Raw genomic sequence first — 1,279 nt, 5'->3', positions numbered from 1 at the left:
GGAATTAGGTAATACTGAACTATCGTTTACTGACGGCAACACATCCGTGACGTTCTCGCACGACATGCAGACATTTGTAAATGCGGCGAGCTTTACGCCACCGACAGGCGAGTACGATATTTATGTTCGCGTCGCGGTAACTGACATGGGGATTTCTCAGTATCTGAGTGCTGTATTTGGGATTGTTAAGAACGTTTCGGCCAGTGCCGTTGCGGGACGAAGCGCGGCGATTGCTTACACATGTAACTTAACGCCGATTGCGATGTGTGGCGATCCAAATGGTACGGTTGAAGACGCATGGGGGTATCGTCCACCGGGTTATGATCCGAATGTGGATATGGATCCGTCGCTTGTGCACGAGTTAAAAGTTGGCGATCAGAATAATACCGATATGGGGCCGGGTAACTTTCAGTTGCTCGATTTTGGTCAAGCGACTGGCAATAGCGGTGCGGCTTTGGTTCGTGATGCATTGTCTGGTGCTTACAACGGTTGCGCAGCCGTTGGGAATACCGTGACAACCAAACCAGGGAATAGCGCTGGCCCCGTTGCGCAAGGGTTGAATGTAAGACTTAACGACTTCTCTGGCCCAATTAAAAACGACGGTACGGTTTTACCAGATAAGTATGTAAGAGAGCCTGATATTTTGGCTGAAACCGACGCTGAATATGCGGGTGACTTGTATTACGCCAACTATCGTCAGGAGCTGAGTTCTTGTGAAAGTGGCGGTTCTTGTGATTACGACAGTTACACAGGTGATGGTGGTTCTAACGGACGCCGAATCTTACGTATCCCAATCGTTAATTGTACAGAATCGACAGGTAAGTCCGACTTCGATGTGTTGGGATTTGGTTGCTTCTTTTTGCTACAAAAAGTCAGTAATTCTGGTCAAGCATCTGTCTTTGGGCAGTTCCTTTACGATTGCTTGATCAATAACGGTTCAACAGGAACAGACCCAACCGACAAAGGTTTCTACCGGATCCAGTTATACAAAGATCCATTCAGCGGAGCCTCTTAATATGTTGTATTTGAAATTCAAAACTCAAATGAGAAGAGGTCGGCACCAAGAAGGGCTTGCGATTATTGAATTTATTCTCGCATTGCCAGTGTTGTTGATGCTTACGGTTCTGGTTATCGATGTCTGTCGTGCTTTTATTCAGTACACCGAGGTCAATAAAGCGCTGCAAAATGGCGCTCGCTATGCGGTGGTGGACACGTATGGCACGTTGGATTTTGAAGGTATTGCCGATGAAACCAAAATCAAAAACGTGGTGGTATACGG

2 protein-coding genes are annotated in these 1,279 nt (G+C 47.0%); both read left to right on the top strand.

Translation table 11 applies throughout. The annotated features are described in order from the left end of the window. Positions 1–1,015: hypothetical protein (locus tag R7P67_RS24880; RefSeq protein ID WP_318086327.1), on the top strand; the 1,015-nt coding region annotated here is incomplete at its 5' end. Positions 1,016–1,043: 28 nt separating this feature from the next. Continuing rightward, the coding region (locus tag R7P67_RS24875; protein WP_318086326.1) for a pilus assembly protein at positions 1,044–1,279 on the top strand (236 nt) is incomplete at its 3' end.

The organism is Vibrio sp. Vb0937, assembly GCF_033338855.1.
Note: the sequence above shows the minus strand (reverse complement) of the source record. Positions and strands in the feature narration are given on the sequence as shown.